Annotated in this window: 18 protein-coding genes, 1 tRNA gene and 1 pseudogene; 5 read left to right on the plus strand and 15 right to left on the minus strand. The window is 63.0% G+C overall.

Annotation, left to right across the window (positions count from 1 at the left end; genetic code table 11):
- Nucleotides 1-13: 13 nt before the first annotated feature.
- From pstA to X756_RS144910, 4 genes are all read right to left on the minus strand, one after another.
- Nucleotides 14-1330: a phosphate ABC transporter permease PstA gene (gene pstA, locus X756_RS144925; protein ID WP_023730795.1), complete on the minus strand. Its 1317-nt coding sequence runs from the start codon at nt 1328-1330 to the stop codon at nt 14-16.
- Complete coding sequence (gene pstC, locus X756_RS144920) at nt 1327-2787, minus strand: phosphate ABC transporter permease subunit PstC (RefSeq protein ID WP_023730796.1); 1461 nt, start codon at nt 2785-2787, stop codon at nt 1327-1329. Before pstC ends, pstA begins: the two co-directional genes overlap by 4 nt.
- A gap of 95 nt (nt 2788-2882) precedes the next feature.
- Nucleotides 2883-3911 (minus strand): substrate-binding domain-containing protein, encoded by a 1029-nt coding sequence (locus X756_RS144915; protein ID WP_023670113.1) that lies wholly within the window; start codon nt 3909-3911, stop codon nt 2883-2885.
- 497 nt (nt 3912-4408) lie between these two features.
- A complete protein-coding gene (locus X756_RS144910; protein WP_023730797.1) occupies nt 4409-8917 on the minus strand; it encodes a PAS domain-containing protein in 4509 nt (1502 codons plus the stop codon).
- A 242-nt stretch (nt 8918-9159) separates the two neighbouring features.
- On the opposite strand from X756_RS144910, the gene X756_RS144905 reads away from it, so the two are divergent.
- Nucleotides 9160-9516: a hypothetical protein gene (locus tag X756_RS144905; RefSeq protein WP_023693676.1), complete on the plus strand. Its 357-nt coding sequence runs from the start codon at nt 9160-9162 to the stop codon at nt 9514-9516.
- Between the two features lie 118 nt (nt 9517-9634).
- Here X756_RS144905 and X756_RS1000000167880 read toward each other — a convergent pair.
- A pseudogene (locus X756_RS1000000167880) lies at nt 9635-10150 on the minus strand (DUF2865 domain-containing protein).
- 298 nt (nt 10151-10448) lie between these two features.
- Here X756_RS1000000167880 and X756_RS144900 point away from each other — a divergent pair.
- Complete coding sequence (locus tag X756_RS144900) at nt 10449-10664, plus strand: hypothetical protein (RefSeq protein ID WP_023690098.1); 216 nt, start codon at nt 10449-10451, stop codon at nt 10662-10664.
- 133 nt (nt 10665-10797) lie between these two features.
- Here the strand turns inward: X756_RS144900 and X756_RS144895 are convergent, their stop codons facing one another.
- From X756_RS144895 to X756_RS144870, 6 genes are all read right to left on the minus strand, one after another.
- On the minus strand, nt 10798-11166 hold the full coding sequence (locus X756_RS144895; protein ID WP_023701341.1) for a hypothetical protein: 369 nt from the start codon (nt 11164-11166) through the stop codon (nt 10798-10800).
- A 220-nt stretch (nt 11167-11386) separates the two neighbouring features.
- Nucleotides 11387-12271: a glutathione S-transferase family protein gene (locus tag X756_RS144890; RefSeq protein WP_023730800.1), complete on the minus strand. Its 885-nt coding sequence runs from the start codon at nt 12269-12271 to the stop codon at nt 11387-11389.
- Nucleotides 12272-12296: 25 nt separating this feature from the next.
- A complete protein-coding gene (locus tag X756_RS144885) occupies nt 12297-12878 on the minus strand; it encodes a VOC family protein (RefSeq protein WP_023711666.1) in 582 nt (193 codons plus the stop codon).
- Between the two features lie 595 nt (nt 12879-13473).
- A tRNA-Glu gene (locus X756_RS144880) sits at nt 13474-13548 on the minus strand.
- Between the two features lie 91 nt (nt 13549-13639).
- Nucleotides 13640-14047: a VOC family protein gene (locus X756_RS144875; RefSeq protein WP_023670121.1), complete on the minus strand. Its 408-nt coding sequence runs from the start codon at nt 14045-14047 to the stop codon at nt 13640-13642.
- Nucleotides 14048-14060: 13 nt separating this feature from the next.
- Nucleotides 14061-14441: a hypothetical protein gene (locus X756_RS144870; protein ID WP_023701325.1), complete on the minus strand. Its 381-nt coding sequence runs from the start codon at nt 14439-14441 to the stop codon at nt 14061-14063.
- 25 nt (nt 14442-14466) lie between these two features.
- On the opposite strand from X756_RS144870, the gene X756_RS144865 reads away from it, so the two are divergent.
- Nucleotides 14467-15525: an RluA family pseudouridine synthase gene (locus X756_RS144865; protein WP_023715025.1), complete on the plus strand. Its 1059-nt coding sequence runs from the start codon at nt 14467-14469 to the stop codon at nt 15523-15525.
- Between the two features lie 244 nt (nt 15526-15769).
- Nucleotides 15770-16681, plus strand: a complete 912-nt coding sequence (gene rpoH / locus X756_RS144860) for an RNA polymerase sigma factor RpoH (RefSeq protein WP_023670124.1) — start codon at nt 15770-15772, stop codon at nt 16679-16681.
- 151 nt (nt 16682-16832) lie between these two features.
- Here the strand turns inward: rpoH and X756_RS144855 are convergent, their stop codons facing one another.
- From X756_RS144855 to X756_RS144840, 4 genes are all read right to left on the minus strand, one after another.
- Nucleotides 16833-17705 (minus strand): MBL fold metallo-hydrolase, encoded by an 873-nt coding sequence (locus X756_RS144855; protein WP_023711664.1) that lies wholly within the window; start codon nt 17703-17705, stop codon nt 16833-16835.
- A 145-nt stretch (nt 17706-17850) separates the two neighbouring features.
- Complete coding sequence (locus X756_RS144850; RefSeq protein WP_023711663.1) at nt 17851-18510, minus strand: peroxiredoxin; 660 nt, start codon at nt 18508-18510, stop codon at nt 17851-17853.
- Between the two features lie 190 nt (nt 18511-18700).
- A complete protein-coding gene (locus X756_RS144845) occupies nt 18701-19066 on the minus strand; it encodes a cell division protein ZapA (protein ID WP_023670127.1) in 366 nt (121 codons plus the stop codon).
- 12 nt (nt 19067-19078) lie between these two features.
- Nucleotides 19079-19351: a DUF4164 domain-containing protein gene (locus X756_RS144840; RefSeq protein ID WP_023730801.1), complete on the minus strand. Its 273-nt coding sequence runs from the start codon at nt 19349-19351 to the stop codon at nt 19079-19081.
- 273 nt (nt 19352-19624) lie between these two features.
- Here X756_RS144840 and tkt point away from each other — a divergent pair, with 273 nt between their 5' ends.
- Nucleotides 19625-21616, plus strand: a complete 1992-nt coding sequence (tkt, locus tag X756_RS144835) for a transketolase (RefSeq protein ID WP_023730802.1) — start codon at nt 19625-19627, stop codon at nt 21614-21616.
- The last annotated feature ends 134 nt before the right edge of the window (nt 21617-21750 follow it).

Consider the following 21750-nt stretch of genomic DNA (forward strand, 5'->3'; position numbering starts at 1 on the left):
AATTGCCTTTTTTCTACCAGCGCCGCTCGAACCGGCGCCGGAGCACGATCGCGGTGATGTTCATGGCCATGAGGAAGACGAGCAGGATGATGATGGCGCCGGACATGCGCTCGACAAAAGCGCGCTCAGCCTCGTTTGCCCACATATAGATCTGAACCGGCAGCGCGGTCGCCGGATCGAAAGGCGTCGTCGGATAATCGGCGACGAAAGCGACCATGCCGATCAAGAGCAGCGGTGCTGTCTCGCCGAGCGCACGCGCCAGGCCGATGATGGTGCCGGTAAGGATGCCTGGGGCGGCAAGCGGCAGGATGTGATGGAACACCATCTGCATCTTGGAGGCGCCGAGACCTAGGGCCGCCGAGCGGATCGACGGCGGCACCGCGGCGAGGGCGGCGCGCGTGGCGATGATTATGGTCGGCAATGTCATCAAGGTCAGCACCAGGCCGCCGACGAAGGAAGCCGAGCGCGGCATGCCGAGGAAGTTGATGAACACGGCAAGGCCAAGCAGACCGAAGACGATCGACGGCACCGCCGCGAGATTGTTGATGTTGACTTCGATCAGGTCCGTAAAGCGGTTCTTCTTGGCGAACTCCTCCAGATAGATCGAGGCGGCGACGCCGATCGGCAGCGCCAGCAAAAGCACGATCATCATCATGTAGAACGAACCGATGATGGCCACGCCCATGCCCGACGTCTCGGGCCGGCTGGAGGCGCCATAGCTGAACAGGCCGGTGTTGAAATGCTCGGCCATCGCGCCTTCGGCTTTGAGCTTGTTCATCCAGTCGATCTGCTGGTTGGACACCTTGCGGCGCGCTTCATCGACGCCGAGGTCGATCTGGCCCTTGAAGGCCGAGTCGAGATTGGCGGCGGCCAGGATGTCGACGTCACGCGTCGTGCCGATCACCGACGGATCGGCGGAGACGATGTCGCGCAGCTGGACGCGGGCGCCTTCCGACAGGAAGCCCTTGAGCTTCAGCATCATCGGCTTGTTGGCCGGATCGATGCCGAGCTTGGCCACCAGCGCGTTTTCGGCGAGCTTGGGATAGTTCGCCTTGATCAGCACATTCGGGTCTGTGGCACGCTTGTTCGAGGGGTCGATGACCTTCTCATCGAAGGTGATCGGAAGCGTCACCGTCGTCTGCCAGAAGGCGGTGTAGCCTTTCGAGACGATGGTGATCAACATGATGGCCAGGAACGCCAGGCCCACCGAGATCGCAATCACGCCATAGATGCGGAACCGGCGTTCGGCGGCATAGCGCGCCTTCAGCCCGATGTCGCGGCGCGGACGCGCGACGGCGCCCGCCATCGTGTCCAGGGGGATGTCGGTCATTCGTACTGCTCCCGGTACTTGCGCACGATGTAGAGGGCGACGATGTTCATCACCAGCGTCAGCGCGAACAGCGTCAGGCCGAGCGCGAAGGCGACCAGCGTCTGCGGCGAGTTGAACTCGAGATCGCCGGTCAGCTGGTTGACGATCTTTACGGTGATGGTCGTCATCGCCTCGAACGGATTGGCCGTCAGATTGGCGGCGACGCCCGCCGCCAGCACGACGATCATCGTCTCGCCGATGGCGCGCGACGCCGTCAACAGGATGGCGCCGACGATGCCGGGCAGTGCCGCCGGCAGGATCACCCGCTTGATCGTCTCGGAGCGCGTGGCGCCGAGGCCGAGCGAGCCGTCACGCATTGCGCGCGGCACCGCGGTGATGATGTCGTCGGACAAAGAGGACACGACCGGGATCAGCATGACGCCCATCACCAGACCGGCGGTGAAGATGCTCTGGCCCTGGATGAAGGGCGAGCCGCCGGTGAGTGCCGCCGACAGGTCGCGCAAGAACGGTCCGAGCGTGACAACGGCGAAGATGCCGTAGACGATGGTCGGAATGCCGGCCAGCAGTTCCAACGCCGGCTTGACCACCGAGCGCACACCGCGCGAGGCATATTCGGACATGTAGACCGCCGACATCAGCCCGACCGGCACTGCCACCAGAAGGGCGACGGCGGCGATGTAGAGCGTGCCGGCGAGAAGCGGGACCAGGCCGAACTGACCCTGGCTGCCGCCGGAACCGGCGGCGGCGAAACGCGGATCCCACACCGTGCCGAAGAAGAAGCTCACCGGCGACACGCTCTCGAAGAAGGTGATGGTCTGGAACAGCATCGACAGCACGATGCCGACCGTGGTCAGGATGGCGATGGTCGAGGCCGCAAGCAGCCCCCACAGCATCAGCTTCTCGACATTGTTGCGCGCCCTGGCGCGCGGTGCGATCTGCCTCAGCGCATAGAAGGCGCCGGCGATCGACAGAGCGAAGGTCAGCACGGCGCCGAACAGGCCGAGCCGGTCCTGGACCTGGTTCGCCTCGACCGCGATCGGGATCATATAGTCCTGGGTGTCGCTGGCCAGTGCCACGCCCTTGGCGGCGAGCAGCGGCTGCAATTCGGCGAAAGTAGCGGGAAGTGCGGTATCGCCATCGAGCCGACGCAGGCCCTTGGCCAGGCTCTTCACCAGGCTGGCGTCGAGCGCTTCGCTGGCGACCTTTGTGTCGGCGGTGCGCTCGGGCAAAGCGGCATGGATATGCCGGTCGAGATAGAAGGAAGAGCCGATATCCCAGACGGCGAGCAAAAGGACGGCAGGCAGGACCGCGAGCAGAAAGGCCCACCAGCCATGATAATGCGCGCGCGAATGCGGCTTGACCTTGCCGGTATCCAGCGCCGCGGCGCGCTGGCGGCCGACCACAAAAGCGACCACGCCTATGGCAATGACTATGGCGAGTACGAGCAAGGACGACATAACCCACCCCAGGGAAAATTCAGATCGCCGCCGCCGTTGCGGCAAGCGGCGAAATCAGGGCGCGGAGTTCATCCGCGCCCTGATCCGTCCGTTGATTACATTGTCTTTCCAGCGGCGAAGGCGTCGCGCTGGCCCTGACGTTCGGCGTCGGGAGCGGAAACCAGGCCGTACTGGGCGAGCGGGCTTTCCGGGCCGATCATCTGGTCATCAAGGAAGAACTCGACATATTCCTTGAGGCCGGGAACGACGCCCAGATGCGCCTTCTTGACGTAGAAGAACAACGGCCGCGACACGGGGTACGTGCCATCGGCGATGGTCTGCGTCGAAGGCACGATGCCTTCGACGGTAGCGACCTTCAGCTTGTCGGCATTGTTCTCGTAGAAGGCGAGGCCGAACACGCCAACGCCGGTCTTGTTGGAGTCGATGCGGGCCAGCGTCTCGGTGTAGTCGCCGTCAATGTCGACAGCCTTGCCGTCCTTGCGGATGGCGATGCAGGTCTTGCCGATTTCCTTGTCGTCGGCGATGCCGGCAGCCTTCAAAGCGGCCTTGTCGCAGCCGGCGTCGAGCAGCTTGGTCTCGAACACTTCACGGGTGCCGTGCTTCTCACCCGGGATATAGGCGGCGATATCCCAGTCGGGCAGCTTCGGATTGACCTGGTTCCACTTGGTGTTCGGGTTGTCGACCAGCTTGCCGTCGACCACCAGCTTGGCGGCGAGCGCCTTGTAGATGTCGGCGGGAACCAGCGCCCAATCCGGACCCTTGATGTCGGTGGCAAAGACGATGCCGTCATAGCCGATGCGGACTTCCTGGACGTCCTTGACGCCGGCGTCGGCGCAGGACTTCAGCTCGTCCTTCTTGATCGGGCGCGAGGAGTTGGCGATGTCGATCGTGTCTTCGCCGACGCCCTTGCAGAACTCCTTGATGCCGGCGCCGCTGCCGCCGGACTCGACCACCGGGGTCTTGAAGTTGGTGAAGGTTTCGCCGAACTGCTCGGCGACGATCTTGGCGTAAGGCAGCACGGTCGACGAACCGGCGACCTGGATCTGGTCACGCGCAGCGGCGACACCGGACGATGCGGCGAACGCTACCGCCACGGCCGATGCCGTAACGAGGAATTTCTTCATGTGGCCTGCTCCTGTTCGGAAGATGGTCTCTTGGCGCCCTCTTCAAACCGGCGCCCGCTGAGGCCAATAGCCTTCGATTATTACAGTCGCATGACAGTTTCGTGTCAGCCCGGTAACGTCGCACAGACGTCTTGTGGGCCGCCCCCTTTAAGCCGGTTTGTGGGAATGGAAGTTGCCGCTGGAATCAGACGCTTGCGCGATCCGTGCTGGCATCAAGTCCCGGCACACCGCAGGCCGCGATGCCGAGAAAGAAAAACCGGACGGGAGCGCGTTGCCCGTGGCCAGAGCGAATCTTGGCCGAGCCATCGCCAAAAACAGGTCCGTTGGGGTAGATTCGACGCTGTTTCTTGTCGGCGGTCGCTTGCTCCCGCCCGTAACTGAATGAGCGGTTTCGTTGCGACCATTGTCCTGACTGGGCGCCAGCTTTGATATGGTGCGATCGCACCATATCCTTGGCTGTTGCGGCGCGGCCGAATCCCGGCCGGCGCCGCAGGTTGCTATCCAGCGTCTCGTTGGGCTTCGCTTGATATGCCGACCCAGCGCTCGACCTTTTCGAGCAGCGCCCTGGGGCTGATCGGCTTGGGCAAATAGTCATCCATGCCGGCTTCCAGGCAGCGCTCACGGTCGCCCTTCAAAGCATGCGCGGTGACGCCGACGATCGGGATATGCATACCCGTATGTTCTTCAAGCCGGCGAATTGCGGCGGTGGCCTCGAGCCCATTCATCTCCGGCATCGAGACGTCCATCAGGATCATACGCGGATTGAGCCTGCCGAAGGCGTCGAGCGCCTTGCGGCCGTTGCCGACAATTTCGAAACTATAACCGGTCTCGCCGATTATCTGGGTGAACACCATCTGGTTCACCTCATTGTCCTCGGCAACGAGGATGTCGAGCCGGCTTTCATCCCCGGCGGCCCGGGCGCGGGCGCGAACCGGCGGCGGTTGCAGCAAGGCGCGTTCCGGTGCAGCGAGCGGCGGCTTTGCCGGTGACGGTCCGTTCCTGTCGTTGCCGGACCCGCTGCTTGCCGCCGGGAGCACGCGGCTCCCCGTGATATTGTGATGGTGGCGCTGGATGGTAGCGACCAGCGTTTCCAGAAGCACCGAGGAACGCGCCGGCTTGATCAGCTGGGCGTCGATGCCGAGATCGCGATAGCTGGTGTTGGCGAGCGACTGGTCGACCGAAGTCAGCATGATGATCGGCGTGTCGGCCAGCCCTGCGGTGCTGCGCACGACGCGCGCCATTTCGGCGCCGCTCATCCCCGGCATCTGATAATCGAGCACGACGCAGTCGACCGGCACGCCGTAGGCAGCCGCGGCGACCAGCACCTTGAGCCCTTCGGGTCCGCTTTCGGCGGCGCAGGAATCGAAGGTCCATGACGCCATCTGCTCGCTCAGGATCGATCGGTTGACGGCATTGTCGTCGACGATCAGCACCCGTGAGCCGGTCACGTCGACCGGCATGATCCGCCGTCCGGTCCGTTCCTCGGCCCTGGGCAATGTCACGGTGAACCAGAAGGTCGAGCCCTTGCCTTCGGCGCTCTCGACACCGATCTCGCCGCCCATCAACTCGACCAGCCGCGAGGTGATGGCGAGCCCGAGCCCTGTGCCTTCGTGGCGTCTGGTCGACGAGGTGTCGGCCTGACTGAATTTTTCGAAGACGAGCTTCAGTTTCTGCTGCGGAATGCCGATGCCGGTATCGGTGACCGAAACGGTCAGCTTTGTCCCCGTCGGCCCCCTTTGTCCCGTCACGTCGACCAGCACGTGGCCTTCGTCGGTAAACTTCACCGCGTTGCCGACCAGATTGGTGACGATCTGCCTGATGCGACCGACATCGCCGACGAACAGGCTTCCCAGGCCCGGCTCGACGCGCACGATGAGCTCGAGGTCCTTCTCCTTGGCGCGGGTCGATATCAGCGTCGCCACATCCTCGATCGCTTCGGGCAGGTTGAAGGGCGCAGGGTCGAGCACCAGCTGTCCGGCATCGATCTTGGAGAAGTCCAGTATGTCGTTGATGATGGTCAAGAGCGCGTTACCCGATTTGACGATGATGTCGGTGAACGTCTTCTGCTTGGGATCGAGGTCGGATTTGGCCAGCAACTCGGCCATGCCGAGTACGCCGTTCATCGGCGTGCGGATTTCGTGGCTCATATTGGCCAGGAATTCCGACTTGGCGCGGTCGGCCAACACGGCGCGCTGCCGCGCCTCGCGCAGTTCGGCCTCGCGCAGCTTCAGTTCGGTGATGTCGGTGGTCGACCCAATCAGATAGAGCGAACCGTCGGACGCGATCATCGCGCCCTTGCGGGCGAACTGGTGGCGCACGCTGCCGTCGGCAAGCGTCACCGTTTCCTCGATCTCCTGTGTATCGCCTGTGCGCAGCACGGCGAGATCGCTGTTGACGAAGGCTTCGCCGTCCTCGCCGAAAATCTCGATGTCCGTCTTGCCGATCGCGTCTTCCCTGCGGAGGCCGGTGAGGTCGCACCAGCCCTTGTTGACGTAGAACTGCCTGAGGTCGGAGCGCTTGGCGTAGATCGACACCGGCACGTTGTCGATGAGATTGCGGAACACCTCGTTCTCGCGCATGCTCTCTTCCAGCGCCTGCTCGCGCGCCTTGACGTCGGTGATGTCGGTGCTGGAGCCGACAAGGTGCACCGACCCATCGAGCGCCACCAGCCGGCTCTTGCGCGTCATCAATTGCCGCACCGTGCCGTCGCGATGGGTAACGGGCTCCTCGATCTCGCGGCCGCGCCCGGTGACGACGACCTCGGTGTCGTCATGGGTGTAGGTTTCGGCGTCGTCGATGCCGAAAAGCTGGAGATCGGTCCGGCCGATGACCTCCTCCTTGGGGATGCCGGTCAGCGCGCACCAGGCTTTGTTGACGAATTCCATGCTCAGATCCTGCGCCTTGATGAAGGCGGCGACCGGCAGTTCGTCCATGACGTGGCGGAACAGGTCGATCTGGCGCATGCTTTCCTGCAGCGCCTTTTCGCGGCTCTTGATCTCCGAGATGTCGACGCGCACGCCGATAAAGGTGCCGTCCTCGGTGCGCATATCGTAGACCTGATACCAGCGGCCGTCCGCATTGAGGCGCTCATAGGACGAGTTGGGCAGGCGATAGCGGGCGAGGATGGCATTGAGCCAGACATCGGGGTCGCCTTCATAGAGCCTGTCGATTTCTGGATCGCCGCTCGATCGGAAATAGCCGACCGAATGTCCAAGTTCCAGGGCCGCGCGGAAGCTGCGGCCAGGCTGCCATGCCGGTTTCAGCTCCGGCAGCGTGTCCTGCAGCTTGCGGTTTGCAAAGACGAACTTGTCGTCGCGGTCATAGATGATGACGGCCGCCGGCAGCGACTCCAGCACCGTGGTGAGGTTCTTGCGGGCGTCTTCGGCTTCGGTCTCGCGGCGCTTCATGTCGGAGATGTCGAACAGGAAACCGGCGACATAGTTGCGGCCGCTGGGCATGCCGACGCGGTTCTTGCGCACGATGCGCGAGCGGCTGGCGCCCTCGGCGTCGAAAGTCTCCTCGACCTCGTAGGGCGTGCCGGTCGCCAGCACGGCGCGTTCGCTGTCTTCGAACTGCGCGGCGTCCTTTTGCTTGAGGAAGTCGCCGCCGGGCCTGCCCAGCATCGCTTGCGGGCTCTGTCCGAACAGTGCCGAAAACGCCTCATTGACGAAGACGAAACGCAGATTGTCGTCCTTGACGAAGATCGGGTCCTTGACGCCGTTGATCACCGCCTCGGCCAGCCGCGATTTCTCCAGCGCATGGGCGAGTTCAGCCTCGCGATCCTTCATGTTGGTGACGTCGACATAGGAGATCAGCCTTTTGCCGCCGGCGAGCGGCGCCAGCGATGCAATCAGCGTACGGCCGTCATTGCGTGGCAGTTGCCTGGAGCCCACCAGGCCGGCCGAGATTTCTGCTTCGCGCTCGGCGATGTGGTCCTGCCATTCCGCATCGTCAGCACCGTACGGGTCCATATCGCGGCTGGCCTGCATCAGTTCGCGGAAGCCGCAGCCGATCCTGGCGCGTCGGGGATCGATTTCCCAGAAATCATAGAAGGCGCGGTTGATCACCTCCGCCCGCATGTCCGCATCAAGGACGAGCACGCCGATCGGCATCTGGTCGACCATCGTGCGAAGATTGGCGAAGGTCTCCGTGATTTTGGCGTTGGCACTCTCGATCTCTGCGTCGCGACGCTTGAGCTCGGAGACGTCGTAGTAGGTCAACAGCCGCTTGCCGCCGGACAATGCCGTCACCGAGAACATCATCGTCCTGCCGTTGGCATGGAGAAATTCGCGTGGCGCAACCGAGCCGGCGCTGATCTCCTCGATGCGGGTGGCTAGGTAGTGCTGCCACTGCTGTTCATCGAGATCGCCGTAGATGCCGTTGCGGCGGTTGAGTTCCATCAACAGACTGAACGGCGCGCCGACAGTGACGGCGCCATCGGGAATCCTGGAGAGCTCGCGATAGGCCTTGTTGACGATGAGTGTGCCGAGCTTTTCGTCAAGCAGCACGACGCCCATATGCATGGCATCCATCGTCCGCTCGAGATCGGCGAGGTGCTGCGTGGCCTCCCCGGCCGGCGGATCGCTCTCGTCCTGCCGCAGTTCGTCCAGCGCACCGGCCACTGCCGTGACGTTGCGGCCGATGCCGCGATAGCCGATGAATTCGCCTTCGCCGTCGAACCGCGGGGAACCGGTGATCGAAACCCAGCGGCAGCCGGGACGGCCGCCCTTCAACTCATAAACAAAGTCGCGAAACGGCCGATGCGCCTGCAGATCCTCCAGATGCGCGGCGGCGTGTCGATTGCCGTGCACCATCTGCTTGAGGAAATCGAAGCGGAAACGGCCAAGAATGCTGGCGGGATCGATGCCGGTGGCGGCCTGGTAGTTCTCCGAAAGCCAGGAAAAGCGCAGCTCGGCGTCGGTCTCCCAGACCCAGTCGGCGCCGGCCTCGACCAGTTCGCGCAACGCTTCGGGCGAACCCCCGACGGACGTATCCTCGCCGTTCACCACCCCTTTTCGGGAACCGCGTCCGCCGCGTGTTCCAACAGTCCCGTCAGCCATCCCGTTCCCACCCCGAAAGCCAAGGCCGAACCCCCTCAGCGGTTCGCCGGCGGAATTTGCCCGAGAAGCATTAATGATCCGCTAACCATAACCAATCCAGACTGCGGCCAGAGCCACATTGCCCTGCGGTATTCCGCCGGTTGTCGGCGGAACCCCGGCCGGGCTATAAGTCGGCGGGGGTGTTGCTGATGACGGGTTGGATCGTGCCTTGTTTCCTGTGCCTGGCGCTGCTTGCGGGCAGCGGCTGCGCACGCAGCTATGACGGCACGGTGGTGATCCCGAAGCCGCTCGATATCAGGCGGGTCTGGGATCGCGATCCGTCGCAGACTGAGGCCAGCCGGATGCAGGCGGCAGCCGGTGTGTTTCCGACGCCGCCGCCGCAGGAGCCCTACCGGCCCGCGGCACGCAGGCACACAACACAAATAGCTGCGCCAAGGCGGCACGTCAGGTCCAGCCCTCCCAGCATGGCTTCCGAACCGGCCAATCCGCTCACCTGCAAGAATGTCAGCGAACCCGGCAAACGCTACAGGATGGTTTGCGAATAGCTGGTACTAGAGCAATTCCAGGAAAAGTGTGAAACGGTTTTCCGTCCGGAATTGCGTAAAACAAAGACATAGAGCGGTTCGCCGTTTCGGTGAAACGGTGAAACGCTCTAGGCGCAGGTTACTCCGCCGGGAAGAAAGCCGGCCCGACCACCCTGACCGGCCGCGAGCCGGCCAATGGCTCGACCGGTTGTCGCTGGGCGGCGCCCCTGGCCTCTGCAGCGTCTGCGCCAGGCTGGGGAAGTTGCGCCACGGTGCCAAGATCCGGCTTCGCTGACGGCAAAGGAATGATCGCGTTGGCCATATTGGCTGGCGTCACCGTGCGCGCTCTCAGCTCGGCAATGCGCCGGTGATAGCGCTTGAGGTCGCAGGCCCTGAAGTTCGCATCATCGCGATATTTGAAGGCCGTCGGCAGGTCCTTGTAGGATGTGCGCGTATCGAGCGCGACCATCTCTTAGGTTTCAAGGCTTGGGTCACTGAGCATGTACAGGTCGACGCCGGCATCGTCGCAGATGTAGCGGCACTGATCGACCATCTCCTTGACATCGCCGCCTTGCACGAACTGCGATTTCGGCGCCGGGAAGAAATAGCCGTCGGAGAGACGAACGCAAAACAGCATCGAATTGCTGCCGATCATGGCACCAGCCGGACGCTGTCTTTGTTGCCCGGCGGCGGGCCTGCAGCCGAGCGCGACGAGCCTGGCCTGCAGTCCGGACGTATCCCGGCGCGAAATCGCGGCGCCGGCGATCTGGCGTTGCACCCGAGTGTATTATGCCGGTTCCTGTAAATTCGCTATTACACTTTTGTTTCAAGATTGAGACGTAGCCAGGCTTGGGCGAGCCCAGGCCGCCGCAATCATCGATCCCGCGTTGTCGGCCCTTGCGGATGAAACCTTTCTCCGGTGTCTCGCGTTGTGTCGGGCAAAGGAGACGAAGATGTCTATTCACTTCACTGTCTCTGGCCTGACCAGGAACCTGTTCCACTCGCTGGGGCTGGACCATGAGCGGGCGCCGAGAGCGCTCGATCCCGAACAGAGCCTGTTGCTGGAATGCTATCTGGCCGGACAGATTCCGGAATCCGCCTGGGCCGACTACGTCTTCGAGACGCCGGAACTGCAGCGGCATGTCGATATCAGACGCCCGCACAACTGATCAGAGCAACTTCAGGAAAAGTGTGAGTCGTTTTTCCGCCAAAGCGCGTAGCGCTTTCCCCTGGGAATTGCGTCAAGACAACGAGAGAGGGGGTCGCCGTTTCTGTGAAACGGTGAAACGCTCGCCCGCTCGCCTACTGCTTGGGCGAAGCGAATTGCACGGTGAAGACATTGCCTGCGACGCCTTGCGCCAGCGTCGGCGAGAAGCTCAACGGCAGGCACTTTTGCAGGGCAGTGGTTGCGGCGTCGACGAACGACTTCCTGGTATCCGCATCGCCATCGACCTTGATCGCCGTCGGCCGCGGCGGACCGATCAGCGTGCCGTCGCGCTTGAAGCTGAAGCTCAAGGTGACGCTGGCATTTCCAGCACCCGCCGGCGGCGTCCAGCACGCCTGGATGGCATCGCCGACCTCCGCCATCGTGTCGAGCGGCGCGGCATTGCACGGGTAGCCTCCGACCAACACAACACCGGCAATCGCAAACACTCTCGCTACGCCCTTCATCGCAAAGCTCCTCGTGTGTCGTCCGCCGACCATGATGGTAGGGTCGAAGCAGACTGTGGCAATATGCCTGATGTCGGACTTTACGGCATGAGACGGGCCTGATGGCGCATCGGCGAAAAGCAAAAGGCCGGCATTGCGCCGACCTTTCCCTTCACCCTTGCGCCAGTACATCCGTGGTCGCGCGGTGCCTTCAATAGACAGCGTTCTGGTTAATGAATCCTTAGCGTTGCGCGCTGGCCTGCGACTTCACATAGGCGATGTAGCCGCGCACGTCGCCGGCCGGCTCGGCATAGGCCTGGCCGAGTTTCTTCTCCATCGCCGTGACATACTCCTTGGCCCATTTTGGCAGCGCATAGTCGATGACGGCCAGGAACTCCAGCGTCGATGCCAGGCGTATGTCGGCGATCGACGGGTGCTTGCCGCCGATGAACGGCTTGCCGTCCCTGAAGAAGGAGTGAAACACCTCCAGCGGCTCGGCAATTGCCGCCATGGCGGCCTTCTGCGCCTCGGACTTCTTCTCCGGATGAGCGTCGCTATGGCCGACCTCGCCGGCGTAATGCGGAAAACCCAGCGCCGGATAGGTGGCGCGCGCCACATACGGGTAGAGCGTGCCGATCAGGTAGAACATGGCGCTGTCGACCATCGCCCGCTTGGCCGGCGCCTTGGGATAGAATTTCTCCAGTCCGTGCTTGTTGGCGAGATACTGCATGATGGCACAGCTCTCCCAGAGCACGCCGCGCGGCAGCCCCTTGTCCTCGATCATCGGCGTCAGATGCGCCGGATTGCGCGCCATATATTCGGGCGAGCGCGTGTGGCCCCAGGCGTCGGTCTCGGCGGCGTCGAACCCGGCCGCACGGGCAAACACCCGGACGGTCATGTTGTTGACGCTCGGCTTCAGCATCGAGAGCTTCAGCGCCGGTTTTTTCGCCGCCTTGACCTTCGGCGCGGATTTCTTGGCAGCCGGCTTTGTCGCGGCTTTCGCGGCCGGCTTTGCGGCTGCCTTCGGCGCGGCCTTTACGGCCGCTTTTGCCGCCGGCTTCGCAGCCGCTTTCGCCGCAGGCTTGGCCGCTGATTTCCCAGCGCTCTTGATCACTGTCTTTGACATTATGGTCCTCCCCCTTTGCTGGCCGTCAGTATGGATTCTTCGGCGTCCGGTCGTCCGACAAGGTCGCGCGCGACCGTTCGACCAGCGTCTGGATCGCGTCGGCAAGGTGCACTTCGGCGATGTTGTAGTCGCCGCGCGCAACGCGCAGCTTGTGCGCCTGCATCAAGACGTCGGCGTGGGTGAAGCCGGCCGGCGGCTCGAAGCGGTAGGACGCCAGCTCGATCAAAAGGCCGAGCGGATCCTCGAAATAGATCGAATCCATGAAGCCGCGGTCCTTGACGCCGCTGTGCTTGATGGCGCGCTCGTCGAGCCGGGCGACCGCCTGCAGGAAGGTCACGCGCGACACCGAGAACGCAATATGATGGACGCAGCCCGGTTCGGTGGGCGTGCGCCGCTTGACAGGCGTGCGGCTCTCGTCGGTGAAGACGGTGATCAGCCTGCCGTCGCCGGGATCGAAATAAAGATGGCTTTCGCTTGGCTTGTCGAGATTGGGTTGCTCGAAAATGAACGGCATGCCGAGCACGCCCTCCCAGAAATCGATCGAGGTCTGGCGGCCGGCGCCGACGAGCGTGATGTGATGGACGCCCTGCGACTGCAGTTTCTGCATCGGTCTCCTCCTCGCCGACCCTCGCCTATGTTCCCCGGCGTCTTGCGCGCCGCAAAGAGCCCTTTGGCTAGGCTTCGTACAGTGATGCTAGTGCAATTGGCAGCGCCGCGCCAGAAGCTCGCGGAGACTGCCGGCGCTGGATGGTGAAAGAGGCTTAAGGTTGCATGACCTGAGGCTACGCAACGGCTCTGAGTTCGGCCTCCGCCAGGGTACCCAGGCCCGCGCATTCGGCACATGCCATGGTCTGCCCGGGACAGCCGGCCCGATGCGTGCCTTGCGGGCAGCAATGCCCTTTCGACTCACGCCATTTCAAGCAATCGAAAACCTGCCCGCTGCCGTGACAGCACGGGCATATCATTTTTGCCGAATTCATGCCTGCTAGGCCCAACCAAATCCGCGTTGCCGCAGATGCTATCCCCGCACCGCAAGTAACAGAGATCGCTACGCTTTCAAGCGTCGCGGCCTGACTTAAATTGGGTGTATTCGGGTGCGCGGACTTGCCGAATTTCGCTGATGCCGCCGACCCTCGCGGTCACACGCGATCCGCGCGGCTGCTGCCCGAAATTTTCGATGATGCGGAAGGAAAGTCGTTGCTTGGTACGCCCAAGGGGAATCGAACCCCTGTTCCCGCCGTGAGAGGGCGGTGTCCTGACCGCTAGACGATGGGCGCGTTCAAGAACCGGCGATATAGGCTGACGGTTTGGAAAAAGCAACTGGCTTCGAACGGCCGGACCGCTTCTGTGCAATGTCGGTTCGTGGACCTAGCGTTTCGGCTCGATCAGGTCCCACAGATTGCCATAGAGGTCGGCGAAAACCGCCACGGTGCCGTAAGGCTCATGGCGTGGCGTTTCGTGGAACTCGACGCCGTTCTCCAGCATCGTCGCATGGTCCGTGGCAAAATCATCGGTTTCGAGAAACAAAACCACGCGGCCTCCGGTCTGGTCGCCGACGCGGCTCTTCTGCACATCGTCCAACGCCTCCGCCAGAAGCAGCCGGGGCCCTTGCCCGACCGCCGGCGTTACCGTCACCCAGCGCTTGCCGTCGCCGAGCTCGATGTCGTCGCAGAGGACAAAGCCAAGCTTGCCGACATACCAGGCGATCGCCTCGTCATAGTCGGCGACGACGAGCGTGATGGTTGCGATGCGGCGATGTTCGGCAAACCCGGTCATTGTTTCGGCCCGGCTATTTGTTGCGGATGGCGAAGCGGCCGATGATACGGCGCTCGGCGATGTCGTAGACAAAGATGGTGCGGCTGCCGTCGCTGATCTCGGCGTCGATCGAAATGCGATTGCCCGACAGAGCCTGGCTGATCACCTTGGCTCCGACCGGGAGCACTATGTCGGCCGCAAGCGGCTCGCCGGGCGGAACTGGAATGTCGTTGGCGAGCGGCGGGTTCGCGGGCGGCGCTTTGCGCGATTTGTAGACAATGGCCGCGATCACCACCATAAGGGCCAGCAAAAGCAGGCCGAGATTGATGGCCATGAAACGGATGAGCCTGCCGCGCACCTTTTCGATCTCGGGATCGAGCGGCTTTTCTTCTTCGTCGGCAACGGGCCGGGCCATGGCAGAACTTTCCGGAACTTTTTCGATGAGCGCTCATAACGAAGAGACCCCTGAATTGATAGAGGCTGGACAATTCATAGAGGCGGCGCCGACCGTGCTCGAAGCCGGCGCGGAAGCGGCCGGCCAGCGCCTCGACCAATGGCTGGCGAGCGCCCTCGGGCCTGACATGTCGCGCAGCCGGGTGCAGATGCTGATCCGGCAAGGTGCCGTTTCGATCGACGGCAAGCCGGTCGACGAGACCAAGCGCAAAATGAGTGCCGGCGAGCGCGTATCGGTCGTCATGCCCAAGCCCGAACCGGCCGAACCGCAAGGCGAGCCCATCGCGCTCGACGTGCTTTATGAGGACGACGAGCTGATCGTCATCAACAAGCCGGCCGGCCTCGTCGTCCATCCCGGCGCCGGCAACTGGACCGGCACGCTGGTCAATGCCCTGATCCACCACTGCGGCGACAGTCTTTCAGGCATTGGCGGCGTCAGGCGGCCGGGCATCGTCCATCGGCTGGACAAGGAAACCAGCGGCGTCATGGTGGTGGCCAAGACCGACCGCGCCCACAAGGCGCTGTCGGAGGCCTTTGCCGACCACGGCCGCACCGGCGACCTCGAACGTGCTTATTTGGCGCTGGTCTGGGGAATCCCGTCGCGGCCGACCGGAACGGTCGACGCGCCGCTTGGCCGTGCCGCCGACCGCGTGCGCCGCGCCGTCGTGCCGGAAGGCCGTGACGATGCCCGCCACGCCGTGACCCATTTCACCGTCAAGGAGCGTTTCGCCGAGGGCCAGCAGGCGTTCGCCACCGCCAGCCTGGTCGAATGCCGGCTGGAAACCGGCCGCACCCACCAGATCCGCGTTCACATGGCTCATATCGGCCATCCCGTCATCGGTGACCCCGATTACGGCCAGGCCTTCCGCACCAAGGCCAACCGGCTGCCCGAACTGCTGAAGGGTCAGGTCAAGGCATTTTCCAGGCAAGCTTTGCATGCCTGGCTTCTTGCATTTCGGCACCCGGCTACCCATTTATCGATGAGGTTCGAGGCGCCGATACCGGGGGACATGGAGGAACTCGTCGGCGGCTTCCGCAAACTCTGAACCCGAGCAATTCCAGGAAAAGTGTGAAACGGTTTTCCGTCCGGAATTGCGTCTAAACAAGCCAGCTAAAACCTGAGCGGCATTGTTCACTTCAGCGTGACACACTGTTTCGTGTTGAACAAATGCCTGTCTTTTCTGGTTTTGTTCCTATATAAATCAGTTGCCGCGGGCGAGCCTTTTGGTGCTCGCGTCACATGCCCGCCGCGTTTCGGGGGCATCACTCCAATAGAGAGGGGGCGCAATCATGGCCCAGTCACTACCCAGTATTGTTTCCGGCGAAGGCGGCCTCAGCCGCTACCTGGAAGAAATCCGCCGCTTTCCGATGCTTCAGCCGCAGGAAGAGTACATGCTCGCCAAGCGCTACGCCGAGCATGAAGACACTTCCGCTGCGCACAAGCTCGTCACCAGCCATCTTCGGCTCGTCGCCAAGATCGCCATGGGCTATCGCGGCTACGGCCTGCCGATCGGCGAAGTGATCTCGGAAGGCAATGTCGGCCTGATGCAGGCCGTCAAGAAATTCGAACCCGAGCGTGGCTTCCGCCTCGCGACCTACGCCATGTGGTGGATCAAGGCCTCGATCCAGGAGTACATCCTGCGCTCGTGGAGCCTGGTCAAGATGGGCACGACCGCCAATCAGAAGCGCCTGTTCTTCAACCTGCGCAAGGTGAAGGGCAAGATCCAGGCGCTGGACGATGGCGACCTCAAGCCCGACCAGATCACCGAGATCGCCACCCGGCTGAACGTGTCGGAAGCTGAAGTCGTGTCGATGAACCGCCGCCTGTCCGGCGACGCGTCGCTGAACGCGCCGATCCGCGCCAGCGAAGGTGAATCCGGCGAATGGCAGGACTGGCTGGTCGATGACCACGAAAGCCAGGAAGACATGCTGATCGAGCAGGACGAGCTGGAAAACCGCCGCGGCATGCTGTCGGGCGCTCTGGCCGTGCTCAACGATCGTGAGCGGCGCATCTTCGAGGCCCGCCGCCTCGCCGAGGAGCCACTGACGCTGGAAGAGCTGTCTTCCGAGTTCGACATCAGCCGCGAGCGCGTGCGCCAGATCGAGGTGCGCGCCTTCGAGAAGGTGCAGGACGCGGTCAAGGCCGCCGCCAAGCGCCAGATGCAGGCGCTGCGCACGATCGAGGCGCAGCCGGCGGCGTAAAGCCGGGTTCGGCTAAGGAACAGAAGGCGGCGTCGGGAAACCGGCGCCGCCTTTTTTATGTCTTACGCTTACGCTGGCGATTGGCGAAAGCATTCTTGACATCCAATCTCCCCCCTTGCGGGGGAGATCGGCAGCTTCGCCAACTGCCCTCTCAAAGCCCATCAAGCGGAAACTTCAGATACCGCCTCCCATTGGCCTCCGGTTCCGGCAGCCGTCCACCATTCATGTTGACCTGCAGCGCATGCAGGATCAGCCGCGGCATCGGCAGTGTCTTGTCGCGCGCTTCGCGCAAGGCGACGAACTCGGCTTCGCTGCGCGCCGCAACGAGGTGGATATTCTTTGCCCTCTGCTCGGCGACCGTGCTCTCCCAGCACGGCTCGCGCCCGCCGGCCTGATAGTCGTGGCCGACGAACACGCGCGTATCGTCCGGCAGCGCCAGAATGCCCTCAATCGAATGCCACAGCCGCGCGGCACTGCCGCCGGGAAAGTCCGTCCTTGCCGAGCCGCTGTCGGGCATGAACAGCGTGTCGTGGACGAAGGCTGCGTCGCCAATGACATAGGTGATCGAGGCGAGCGTGTGGCCGGGCGAGAACAGCACCTTGACCGGCAGGTTGCCGATCATGAACGTTTCGCCTTCCCCAAACAGCCGGTCCCACTGCGAGCCGTCTGCGGGGAAATCCGGCCAGTTGTAGATCGCCTTCCACAGCGCCTGGACTTCGACGATCCTGTCGCCGATCGCCGTCGGCGCGCCGGTCTTTTCCCGGAGATAGTGCGCCGCCGAGAAATGATCGGCATGCGGATGGGTGTCCAGAATCCACTCGAGCTCCAGCCCGTTTTCGCGGATAAAATCCAGCAAGGCGTCGGCATTCTTCGTCGCCGTCGCGCCGGATTTTTCGTCGAAGTCGAGGATCGGGTCGATGACGGCGCAGCGTCTCGTCACCGGGTCGGTGACGACATACTGGATGGCGCCGGTCGGCTTGTCGTAGAAGCCGGCGACCTCAGGTTTGGCCGAAGCGATGTCCAATGTCCGGCCCCCCTGCCCCTTGCCCGACAGGAACCGTTTTCTCCGTCGGGTTGAACAACAGCATGGTCATCTGGCAAAGCGCGCCGGTCAAGCACGCCTTGCCAGAAATAGGACTGAAGCCCGAAATAGCTCCGACGGAGAAAACCTAGGCTGACGGCTGCTTGGTCTTCCTGAGATAGGGCAGGATCGTCTCGAAAGCGCCAAAACGCTTGACCGCATCTTCGTTCGAAACCGCGGCGGTGATGATCACATCCTCGCCCTGCTTCCAGTTGGCCGGCGTCGCCACCTGGTGCTTGGCGGTCAGCTGCATGGAATCGACCGCGCGCAGGATCTCGTCGAAGTTGCGGCCCGTCGTCATCGGGTAGGTCAGCACCAGCTTGATCTTCTTGTCCGGCCCGATGACATAGACCGAACGCACCGTGGCGTTGTCGGCCGGCGTGCGGCCTTCCGACGTCTCGCCGGCGCCCGCCGGCAGCATGTCATAAAGCTTGGCCACCTTGAGGTCCTTGTCGCCGATCAGCGGGTAATTCACCGTCTGGCCGGTCGCCGTCTTGATGTCGGCCTGCCACTTGTCGTGGCTCGCAACGGGATCGACGGAAATGCCGATGACCTTGACGTTGCGCTTCTTGAACTCGCCTTCGAGCCCCGCCATCGTGCCCAGCTCGGTGGTGCAGACCGGGGTGAAATTCTTCGGATGGCTGAACAGGATCGCCCAGCCGTCGCCGATCCAGTCATGAAACTTGATCGGCCCTTGCGTGGTATCGGCGGTGAAGTCAGGCGCGATGTCGTTGATACGAAGGCTCATGGCATTATTTCCCCAGCAACAGATTTCGTCAGGAGCGGCCGTGGACGGCGTCAACGCTCCGGCATTCCCGCATCTTAGCGCAAAAATCGCGGCTGCAGGACAATAGGAAACTATTATTGGCGACGGAACGAGCACTTTCGTTCTACGGACCGACGTTGGGCCGACAATCTTTCGTTTGTGCGGGGAAGGCTCAGGCCTTGTTGACCGCCAGCGACGTGGCCAGGTCTTCCATGCGCTGGGCGAGCGCGCCGAGCGCGCTGGTCAGCACGGTGTCGTTCTTGTCGGCCTTGGTCAGCGCTTCGTCGCGCGTCTTGCGCAGCGTCTGCACTTCGGTCTCCATGCCCTTGACCCGCTTCTGCAGCTCCGAAAGCTCGTCCATCACCATGATACCGGCCATCACCGTCAGCCGCTGGTCGCCGATCTCGCCGAACGAATCCTTCAGATGCGAGACATAACGGTCGAACCGCTCGGCGAGGTCGATCAGGTGCTCCTCCTGACCCTCGTCGCAAGCCATGCGATACTGCTTGCCGTCGATGGAAACCGTGACCTGTGCCATGGCCTGCAGCTCCTACCTGTCCAGCACCGCGCGGATGGTTTCCATGGCGGTCACCAAGCGGCGCGACACTTCCTTGTTGGCATCTTCCAGCCGTTCGGCGCGGGCTTCGGAATTGTCGAGTTCCTGCGCCAGCCGTGAACGGTCGGCGTTCATGCGCTGCACCTCAGCCTCGGCTTCGGAATAGTCGCGCTCGTGCTCGAGCTTGGCCGCGACGGCGTTTTCCAGCGCCTCGATGGCCTTGCCCAGCCTGTGGATGACTTCCTTGAGTGTGGTTTCGCCGGTCATGGCCTTCGTCCTGTGCCCTGCCCATCACCGAATCGCTTCGCGTTCAGAACGCGTTAACAAGGAAACATTAGGCACCGGGTGAAGGCAACGTCAACAAAGCTCTCGCGACTGTCCCCCGCTAACGCTAATGTAGGTCGCCCCATAAGGTCTCAAAGCCATCACAAGACCGGCAAATGTGCTGCCGATTTGTTGACTAAAAGCCCGTGGCTGCTATGTGTCGCGCACTCTTTCCTGGGCTCTGCCAAGCCCACAAATTCCCACCCCGGAGGTACCATGACGTCGCGTGAACAACATGACCGGATGGCCAATGCGATCCGTTTTCTCTCCATGGACGCCGTCGAGAAGTCCCAGTCCGGCCATCCCGGCCTGCCCATGGGCTGCGCCGACATCGCCACAGTGCTGTTCACCCGCTTTCTGAAATATGATCCGAAGAACCCCCATTGGCCGGACCGAGACCGCTTCATCCTGTCGGCCGGCCATGGTTCTATGCTGCTCTACTCGCTGCTGCATCTGACCGGTTACGAGGACATGACCCTCGACCAGATCAAGCATTTCCGCCAGCTGGGTTCCAAGACTGCCGGCCATCCCGAATACGGCCATGCCACCGGCATCGAGACGACGACCGGCCCGCTCGGCCAGGGTCTCGCCAATTCGGTCGGCTTCGCGCTCGGCGAGCGCATCATGAACGCCGCCTTCGGCAACGACCTCGTCGACCACTACACCTATGTGCTGGCCGGCGACGGCTGCCTGATGGAAGGTGTTTCCCAGGAAGCCATCGCGCTGGCCGGCCACCTCAAGCTCAACAAGCTGATCGTCTTCTGGGACAACAACAACATCTCGATCGACGGTCCGGTTTCGCTTGCAGACAACACCGACCAGGTCGCCCGCTTCCAGGCCTCGGGCTGGAACGCCAGCCACATTGACGGCACCGACCCCGAGGCGATCGCCTACGCCATCGAAGCCGCCCGCCATTCCGACAAGCCGACGATGATCGCCTGCAAGACGACCATCGGCTTCGGCGCCCCGACCAAGGCCGGCACCAACAAGGCGCACGGCTCGCCGCTCGGCGCCGACGAGATCGCCGGCGCGCGGAAATTCTTCAACTGGGACTCGCCGCCCTTCGAGATCCCGGCCGACATCCTCGACGCCTGGCGCACCGCCGGCAAGGCCGGCGCCAAGCCGCGCACCGACTGGGAGGGCCGGCTCGCCAAGGCCAAGCCCGAGATGAAGGCCGAGTTCGAGCGCCGCCTCGCCGGCAAGCTGCCGTCGAACTTCGATGCCGTCATTGCCGACTACAAGAAGAAGCTGTCGGCCGACAAGCCGAAGGTCGCCACCCGCAAATCGTCGGAAATGGCGCTGGAAGTCATCAACGGCGCGGTGCCGGAAACCATCGGCGGCTCTGCCGACCTGACGGGCTCCAACAACACCAAGACCAGCCAGACCAAGAACATCACGCCGGACGATTACGGCCAGCGCTATGTCCACTACGGCATCCGCGAGCATGGCATGGCGGCCGCCCTCAACGGCCTGACGCTGCATGGCGGCCTCATCGCCTACGGTGGCACCTTCATGTGCTTCTCTGACTATGCCCGCCCGTCGATGCGGCTGGCGTCGCTGATGGGCATCCGCTCGATCTTCGTCATGACCCATGATTCGATCGGTTTGGGCGAAGACGGCCCGACCCACCAGCCAGTCGAGCACCTGGCGGCGCTCCGCGCCATCCCCAACCACAATGTCTTCCGCCCGGCCGACGCGGTGGAAACCGCCGAATGCTGGCAGATTGCCATTGAATCGGAAAAGACCCCGTCCACCCTGGCGCTGACCCGTCAGAACCTGCCGACGGTGCGCACCGAGCACTCGGCCAGGAACCTCTCGAGCCAGGGCGCCTATGAACTGGCCGCGGCGAGCGGCGAAGCGGCGGTGACGATCTTCGCCACCGGCTCCGAGGTCGAGATCGCGCTCGGCGCCCGTGATTTGCTTGAAAAGCATGGGCACCCGACCCGCGTCGTCTCGGTGCCTTGCTTCGAACTGTTCGACCAGCAGAGCGACGCCTACCGCAAGGAGACAATCGGCAACGCGCCGATCAAGATGGCGATCGAGGCCGGCATCCGCCAGGGCTGGGATCACCTGATCGGCTCCGACGGCATCTTCATCGGCATGACCGGCTTCGGCGCTTCCGGCACCATCGAGCAGCTCTACCCGCATTTCGGCATCACCGCCGAAGCCGCGGCCAAGGCGGCTGAAGCCCGCCTGCACGGCAAGTAAGATCAGGGTCAGTCCCGCGCACCTCCAAGGCGGATTCGCGGGGCTGGACCAACCTAATCGATTTAAATTCGGCCTTCTGCGGCTGGATTCTTGTGCCATCCGCCGCTATGAAGCTGCGGACCCATCTGCCGCCT

It is taken from the genome of Mesorhizobium sp. LNJC405B00 (assembly GCF_000502615.1).
Classification (GTDB): Bacteria; Pseudomonadota; Alphaproteobacteria; order Rhizobiales; family Rhizobiaceae; genus Mesorhizobium.